The sequence below is a fragment of the Frankia sp. CcWB2 genome (assembly GCF_977927585.1).
Map to the genome: position 1 here is coordinate 1 of NZ_CDWRCM010000199.1, position 7980 is coordinate 7980.

7 protein-coding genes are annotated in these 7980 nt (G+C 72.4%); 4 read left to right on the forward strand and 3 right to left on the reverse strand.

Annotation, left to right across the window (positions count from 1 at the left end; all coding sequences use genetic code 11):
- Positions 1-62: 62 nt before the first annotated feature.
- Complete coding sequence (locus ACY45C_RS17810) at positions 63-362, forward strand: hypothetical protein (RefSeq protein ID WP_462188686.1); 300 nt, start codon at positions 63-65, stop codon at positions 360-362.
- A gap of 23 nt (positions 363-385) precedes the next feature.
- Positions 386-601 (forward strand): hypothetical protein, encoded by a 216-nt coding sequence (locus ACY45C_RS17815; RefSeq protein WP_462188687.1) that lies wholly within the window; start codon positions 386-388, stop codon positions 599-601.
- 34 nt (positions 602-635) lie between these two features.
- Here the strand turns inward: ACY45C_RS17815 and ACY45C_RS17820 are convergent, their stop codons facing one another.
- Positions 636-2924 carry a serine/threonine-protein kinase gene (locus ACY45C_RS17820; RefSeq protein WP_462188688.1) on the reverse strand — a complete coding sequence of 763 codons (2289 nt, stop codon included), beginning with the start codon at positions 2922-2924 and terminating at the stop codon, positions 636-638.
- Between the two features lie 365 nt (positions 2925-3289).
- Positions 3290-4324, reverse strand: a complete 1035-nt coding sequence (locus ACY45C_RS17825) for a siderophore-interacting protein (protein WP_462188689.1) — start codon at positions 4322-4324, stop codon at positions 3290-3292.
- A 261-nt stretch (positions 4325-4585) separates the two neighbouring features.
- On the opposite strand from ACY45C_RS17825, the gene ACY45C_RS17830 reads away from it, so the two are divergent.
- The gene (locus ACY45C_RS17830) at positions 4586-5317 is read left to right on the forward strand and encodes an ArsR/SmtB family transcription factor (protein ID WP_462188690.1); all 732 of its coding nucleotides are present in this window, start codon (positions 4586-4588) and stop codon (positions 5315-5317) included.
- 2 nt (positions 5318-5319) lie between these two features.
- Positions 5320-6036, forward strand: a complete 717-nt coding sequence (locus tag ACY45C_RS17835) for an SRPBCC family protein (protein WP_462188691.1) — start codon at positions 5320-5322, stop codon at positions 6034-6036.
- A gap of 102 nt (positions 6037-6138) precedes the next feature.
- On the opposite strand, the gene ACY45C_RS17840 is transcribed toward ACY45C_RS17835, so the two are convergent.
- Positions 6139-7341 carry an aminotransferase-like domain-containing protein gene (locus ACY45C_RS17840; RefSeq protein ID WP_462188693.1) on the reverse strand — a complete coding sequence of 401 codons (1203 nt, stop codon included), beginning with the start codon at positions 7339-7341 and terminating at the stop codon, positions 6139-6141.
- Positions 7342-7980 lie beyond the last annotated feature (639 nt).

Below are 7980 nucleotides of genomic sequence, written 5' to 3' on the forward strand. Positions count from 1 at the left end.
CATCAGATCCACGGCCAGCCTCGGGACATACTTCCCAAACAGGCCCTAGTGCCCGAACTCTGATGATTATTACAGTTCGGGTGGTAGACCGGCAAGCCGTGCGCTGGCGTCCCAGAGCTGGTTGCAGCGCGCGACGTCGGTACCGGGTTAAGGAGGCGCTGCTCGCCGCGATCGCCGCCCGGGAGTTGGAGCGGCAAGGCGCCGAGCTCGCCACCGCGATGCGTGGTGGAAGGACGCCCGAGGCGGTACTGCGCATGGCGATGCACCACTACATCACCTGGGCACTGGAGTACCCGGCACGCTTCAGGCTGGTATTTGGCGCCTGGTCGATCGACTCGCGGGAGCTGAGCACTGCGGCCTGACAGCGGCCCACGCCGCGCAGACCATGCTCGTCGATACCGTCACCGCGGCCCAACAGCTTGGTGCGTTGCCCGCAGGTGACCCGGTGCGCGTGGCATCTCTCGTGCGGGCACTCGCGCACGGGGCTGCCGACCTTGCCCTGGCGGGGCATCTCGCCGCTGACGGGAAGGGTCATGCGAGTCCCCAGCAACTCGTCGACGACCTGCTTGACCACCTGCGCACCGCAGCTCAGCGCCTATGAGCAAGGAAGCTACGGCTGAGCAAGGATGTCAACGTCAGAGCAGCGTGCGGGGACGGATGCGGTTCGCCTGGTCGACGAGGCGGACCCGGCTCGCCCGGTCACCGGCCAACCGGGCCATCTCCCGGTAGGTCTCGGCCAGTCCGAAGCGGAGGTCCCGTTCCACCATGACCCGACCGAGCAGGGTCGGTGGCCGGGGCGCATCCGCGGCCGGGTAGGCGGCCGGGTAGGCGGACGAGTAGGCGGCCGGGTAGGCGGACGAGTAGGTCGTGACGAGGGCCAGGGCGGCGGTGAACAGGTCACGGTGCAGTTCGGCCCGGCGTCGTTCGCCCAGGTCGAGCCTTGGATCGGCCAGTATCGTCGCCGCCCGGTGCAGGGCCGCCGATCCCGAGGCCGCGCGGTCTGGTCGGGTGGCCCGGCCGACGAGCACCCCGATCATGCGGATCCGCGACGCGGTGTAGGCGGCGGACGACGGAGGGACCCGTAGATAAGCGTCGATCTTGTCGGCCGGATCGGTCCGGCATCGGGCCAGCCCGAACGCCGCGCTGGTCGTGCTCGGATCGATGGTGGAGACGACGTCGAACAGGGCTGCGGCCCGGTGCCGGGCCGCGTCACGTTCAGGCGCGGTGCCCGCGGTGCCCGCGGTGCCCGCGGTGCCCGTGGTGGTCGTGGTGGTCGCCATGTCCGCGAGTGCGGTCGCGAGGGCGAGGCGCGGAGCGAGCTCCCCGGGGACCCGGGAGTAGACCCGGTCGAACGCCGCGGCGGCCACGGCCGGTTGTCGTCCGACGAGGGCGTGCAGGCCCCGGTACCAGTCGACCCGCCATTCCCGCGGCTGCTCCGCGGCCGCGTCGTCCAGAGTGCCCGCCGCCTCATGGAGCTGCCCGGCCCGGATCTGGGCGCGGGCCAGGGATAGCCGCACCTCGGTGGTCCTCGGGACGATCGCCGCCAGCCGGGTGGCCAGGGAGGCCGGTTCCTCGTCCGAACCGGCGGTCAGTCCGGGCGCCCATGGATCGTCCTGGTCGATGCGCAGATCGGGGAGGACCTCCCACCATGCGGGGGTCCCGGCGGGCCCCGCCTCCCCGGTGGGATGCCCGACGGCGTCGAACCACCGGCTGGCCAACGGGGGGACCGGCCCCTCCGTTCTGGCCACGATCTCGTAGAGCACCCCCACCAGTTCGTCGGCGAGCTCCGTGGTGCTCCGGAATCGCTGGTCGGGATCGGTCGCGGTGGCCCGGCGCAGGAGCCGGTCCAGGGATTCGAAGTCCCGCAACGGGGCATGGGCCCGGCGCGGCGGCAGGGTGTGCCGGTAGGCGCCGAGGAAGCCCGGGAACCGGCCGAGGACGAGACGGGCCAGGGTCCGGGCGACGGCGAAGATGTCGGTGGTGACCGTGGGCGCGGTGCGCGCGATGCCCGCCGGGCGTTCCCCGTCGTCGTCGAGTTCGGGGGCCCGGTAGCCGGGCGTGGACAGGTATCCCGACACGCGGTCGTCGAGCCGGCGCGCCCCGCCGAGGTCGATCAGTTTGACGTCCTCGGCGGTGACCATCACGTTTTCCGGTTTCAGGTCGCAGTAGACTAGCCCGAGGCGATGCAGATGCCCGAGGGCCGGAAGCACCCGCAGCAGGTAGCGGATCACATCGGCGGCCGACGGCGGAGCCGACCGCCCGTCCGGTCCCGCCACCCCGACCTCGGCCAGGCCGGCCAGGGACACCCCCGGCACGTACTCCATGACGATGTAGTCCTCGCCATGGTGGGTGACATAGTCGAGGATCTTGACGATGCCCGGATGGGACACCGTGGTCAGGATGCGCCGCTCTCCCTCGGCGATCCGACGCGCCTCCGGGTTCGCCGCGTCGAGCAGGCCCTTGAGCACCACCCAGGCCTGCACGTCGTCGCCGCCGAGGTTGTCGTCGGTCGCGGCATATACCCAGCCGAGCCCGCCGTGCGCGATGACGCCGTGCACGGTGTAGCGGCCGACCCGTTCGCCCGGTCGCAGCTTGACGGTGAACGAGTAGCGGTGGCCGCATCCCGCGCAGCTGCCCTCCAGGGCGACGCTCTCGTCCTGCTCGTCCTGGCCCGGCCGGGCCACGGGCGCGCCGCACCCGGCGCACTCCCGCAGGCCCGTGGGAACGCTGGGCGCGCCCAGGAGGGGCGGGGTCGACCCGGGGGGCGGGCCGACCAGGTGCGGGAGCCGGAGCGGATCACGGTGGGCGCCGGCCGCCGGACCCCGCCGGGGTAGCGCGGTCACCCGGGGAGCCGGCAGATTCACCGACCCGGGTTCCCCGACGATGGGAGGCCCGGCAGGGGGTCTCGCGCTGTCCTCCGTCATGGGCCCCTCTTCGCCGACGGGCACCATTCGCGTGCCGGGTCGACCCGCCACCCCGTGCCGTCGTTCCCCGGTGGGTCGTCCCCGAGCGCCGTCGTCCGGTCCGTTCGTCGCCTTGCCCGTGCGACGGCTTGTCGGAATGGAATGCCGTGGCGCGGTGGATCCCCGTGGTCGGGCGGTGCGCGCTGGTACGTGACCAGCCTGCCATGCGGTCGGGTTGCCCGCCGTGACGGAGCCCGGTTGCGTCGGCTACGGGTTGTTTGGCGGGCGAGTTTGGCGGGCGAGGGCCCTGGGACGCGTCCCACCGAAATGCCGCACCCACGATCGGGTGGTCGAGGATCGGGTGGTCGAAGCAGGTGCCGACCCGGTCACCGCCGGCGCTCGGCGGCGCGGGCCTTCACGGTCGCGCCGAGGCCGCGCGCGGTGGTTTCGGCACGCTGCTTCAGCGGCCCGAGGGTGCGGCGCAGCCGATCGATCCGTCCCTCGCCGCCGCGGGTGACATCCGCCGCCTCGCCCTCCCCGTAGTCATGATCGGGATGGTCCGCCGCGCTCAGCCGCCAGTAGCCACGGGTCGACAGGTCGGCGCGGTCCAGCCCCGAGGCGAGCAGGTGACGGCGGATCCGGCGTACCGCCGTGGCCTCGCAGGCCACCCAGGCCGCGGTGCCGGCGGGCAGGGGTATGGCCTCGACGGCCTCGGCCAGCAGTGCGCCGGGAACCCCGCCGTTACGGTGCAGCCAGGTGACGGTCGTCGCGGGGGTGACCGGGAGAGCCCGCTGGCGGCCGGCGTCGCGAACCTCCGCCACCACGGTCACCGGTACCCGAGTGGGTAGCCGTTCCAGCACCGTCGCCAGCGCGGGCAGGCCGGTCTCGTCGGCGGCGAGCAGGTGGTGCGCGGCCGACGTCCGCACCTCGTATCCACCCCCCGGTCCGGCGATGGCGAGATGGTCACCGGGCCGGGCGGTACCCGCCCACCGCCCAGCCGGGCCCTCGCCGTGCAGGAGCATCTCGATCTCCAGTTCGAGGGCCTCAGCGTCGAACCGGCGCGGGGTGTAGGTCCGCACGATCGGGCGGGGCGCACCCGCCGGGAAGACGGGTCGTCCGTCCGGCCCCCAGCCCGGAACGGTCGGTTCGGTCTGCCCGTCGGCCGGCAGGAAGATCTTCACGTGCTGCGCGGCCCGGGGCAGCGAGAATCCGGCCAGCGCCGGCCCACCGAGCGTCACCGTCACCATGTCCCCGGTGAGCGGGGTGACGCGGACGACCCGCAGCCGGCGCGGGGCCGGCCGGGCGTGCCGCGGCGCGGGCCGGTTCTCCGCCGACGCCGACGGGCGGCCGTCGCGCCCGTCCGGTAGTCCGGTCGGGTGGGGCGTGGATGGCACGGAGGAGTCCGGCCCGAACGTCGACATCGGCTCTTGCGTCCTGCCTCTCGTGACCGCGGGCCGGACTGGTTCTGGCCCGCACGGACGGGCTTCAGGCCCGGGACGGGGCCGTCCCGACCTCCGCGAGCCCGGGTGGCATTCCAGGACGAACCTATGCCCCGCCATTCGGGCGATGACTCGCGGAGGGGCGCGACGGTCGTTCCGTACCTGCCCCGAATCTGCCCCGAATCTGCCCCGACAGGATCATCCTCCTTGACAAGGAAAATTTTCGGTAGGACGATGAGGCGCATGTTGGAGGTCGCAGTGATCGATGACCCGGCCGCCGCGGGGGCCGCGCTCGACCCGGTCCGGGCGAGTTTGCTGGCCGCGCTCGCGGAGCCGGGTTCGGCCAGCACCCTGGCCGCTCCCGTGGGGCTGTCACGTCAGCGGGTCAATTACCACCTGCGGGCCCTGGAGCGTCACGGGCTGGTCGAACTCGTCGAGGAACGCAGAAGGGGCAACTGCACCGAGCGCGTACTACGGGCGACGGCGGCCTCCTATGTGATCTCGCCGACCGCGTTGCCGGCGGTCGCCCCGGATCCCGGCCGGTCGCCGGATCAGCGCTCTGCCCGATGGCTGCTCGCGCTCGGTGCCCGGCTGGTGCGGGAGGTCGGCGACCTCATCACCGGTGCCACCGCTGCCCGGCAGCGGCTGGCGACGTTCGCGATCGACAGCGAGATCCGATTCGCTTCCGCCGCGGACCGCGCCGCGTTCGCCACGGAGCTCGGGGAGACGGTTGCCGCCCTCGTCGGCAGGTACCACGACACCACCGCCGAAGGCGGGCGCTCCCACCGTTTCGTCATCGCCCTGCACCCGAGCGTCACGCGGCCCGAGCGGGTGGCTGTCGGATCCGATGCGGGGTCCGATGCGGGGGAGGACGTCCTCGGCCTTGGCACCGCCGGTCCCACCGGCACCGACAGTCCCACCAACGCAGCCGGCCCCACCGGAACCGATGGCCCCACCGCAACCAAGGAGAACTAGAGATGTCCCGTGAGTTCGAGATCCGCCGCGAGGGCGTGCTGCCCACCTCCCCGGAGGAGTACTGGGACGCCGTTACCACCGGTAACGGCGGATGGCTGTGGCCGATGGAGTTCGAGCCCCGGCAGGGTGGCGCAGCGCCCTTCGGGGGCACGGTCACCGTCTGGGACCCGCCGCACCACCTCGTCACCCGGGTGGAGGGTGCGGACGGCTGGTTCAACCAGCTGGAACACGTGATCGAGGGCCGGGACGGCGGCATGACCTCCTTCCGCTACGTCCACAGCGGGATCTTCGTCGACGACTGGGAGAACCAGTACGACGGCGCCAGCCAGCACACCGACTTCTACCTGCACACGCTCGGCCAGCACCTGCGGTACTTCAGCCGCCGGCCGGTGACCTACGTCGCGGCCGACGCGCCGGCGTCCTCGACCGCGCCGGACGCGTTCGTCCGGCTGCGCCGCGAGCTCGGCGTCGCCGACGAGGTCGGCCAGAGCGACGCGCTGCGCGTCACCCTCCCGGGCATCGACCCGCTGGACGCCGTGGTCGACTACCTGCATCCCCACTTCCTCGGCCTGCGGACCGGCGACGGGCTGTACCGCTTCTTCGGCCGCAACGCCTTCGGCGCCCCGATCGGCATCGCCCTGCACCTGTTCGCCCCCGGCGCCGACCAGGCGAAGACCACCCAGGCCTGGACCGACTGGCTGCAGGACGTGTTCGCCTAAGCGCCTTTCCGTCGATCCCCGCCTTTCCGTCGATCCCCGCCGTTTTGCCGATCTCCGCCGGCTCGTGTCGGGCCGGCACCGGCACCCGGTCAGGGATGACGGTCATACTCCGAACGCCCGTGCCAGCCGCGTCAATCCCTCCGTGATCTCCACCGGCGGGTGCGTGGTGAAGGACAGGCGCAGCGTCGCGGGGTCCGGCGGCCCCGCGAAAAAAGGAGCACCGGGAACGTAGGCCACGTCGTGCTCCACCACGCCGGGCAGCAGGGCGGTGGCGTCGTGACCGTCGGGGAGGCGGGCCCAGACGAACATGCCGCCCTCGGGCCGGTTCCAGCTGCTCCCGGGCGGCAGTGCCCAGGCGAGCCCGTCGAGGAGCGCGTCGCGGCGTTCGCGGTAGGCGGCGCACATCCGCGCGATGTGCAGGTCGGGGTCGGCGTCGGCCAGATACCGGGCGGCGGCGGCCTGATCGACCGTGGAGGTGTGCAGGTCCGCGGCCTGCTTGGCGATCACGCAGGCCCGCCGCAGCATGGCCGGGGCCCGCAGCCAGCCCAGTCGCATCCCTGGGGCCATGATCTTGGAGAAGCTGCCGAGCAGGACGGTGCGGTCGGCGGCGTCGGCGAACGACGCGATCCACGGCTCCCGCGTGCCCTGGAAGCGCAGCTCACCGTAGGGGTCGTCCTCGACGATCCACAGGCCCTGCTCCGCGGCCACCCGGGCGACGGCCGCGCGGCGCGCCGCGGACAGCGTCCGACCGGTGGGGTTCTGGAAGGTCGGCACCAGGTAGAGCAGCCTGGGACGCTCGCGGGCCACCGTCTCCGCCAGCCGGTCGGGGAGGATCCCGTGCTCGTCGGTGGGGACGGGCACCACCCGGGCACCCGCGAGGCCGAGGCACTGCAGGGCAGCCAGATAGGTCGGATCCTCCACGAGGACCGCGTCACCCGGCTCCACGAGCGCCGCCGACAGCAGCGTCAGGGCCTGCTGCGAGCCCTTCGTGATCAGCAGGTCGTCCGCTCGGGTGGGCAGGCCGCGGCGCGCCAGGCGGTCCGCGACCGCTTGGCGCAGGTCCGGGTCGCCCTCCGTGGCGGAGTACTGCAGCACGCGCCGCGGCTCCTCGGCGAGCACCCGGTCGTAGGCGCGCCGGATCCCGTCGGCGTCGAAGAGCTCGGGAGCGGGTAGACCGCCGGCGAAGGAGATCACCTCCGGGCGGGCGGTCAGCGCGAGGATCTCCCGCACTGGCGAGGTGCGCACGGCGCCGGCTCGGGCGGCGAGACCGGGCACCGCAGCGGCGGGTGGAGCGGCGTTGGTCATGGCGGCTCCTCGAACTCCTTCTCCGGGTTCTCCCCGACGTACACGACCACTCGCCGCCAACCGCCGGGACGGCCGTACAGCGGCGTTCCAGCATGTGGACTGTGCTTCCCGCATCCTGGACTTTCTGGCGATCATAGCCATCGGCGCCGGCTCACGTGGCCGCCCGCGACTCCGAGCAGGCCGAGCAGCACGTTCACCAGGAATGGGGATGGCAGAGGTCATCATGCCCCTTCGTCTCGGGCGCAGACGATGTCTCCGATCGGGCTGGTTGAGGGGAGGCTGGTTGAGGGGGCTGCTCGTGAACAGGCACCGAACGCCGACGGCGTGGGTAAGACGTCCGCACGGAGAAAGCCAGACTGCGGACCTGGACGGAATGGCGACGGGGAATTCTCCTGTCGCAGTGGTTTATGCGGAACTCATGGAACAGAAATAGAGCGCCCGGATCGCAGAGAATGCCTGCCGGCTGGACCACGACCTCGACGGTCGCGATCGGGCGGGAGATGATCAGGGGAGCGTGTCGGACATCGAACTGATACAGTCTGGCGGAGTCGAGTGTCGTCGACTCTGAGTGTCGCGCTGGTCGCCGGGAGTCCGGTCGCCCGGCACCGGCCAGGGTTCCTTCCCGGGAGACTTCACCGG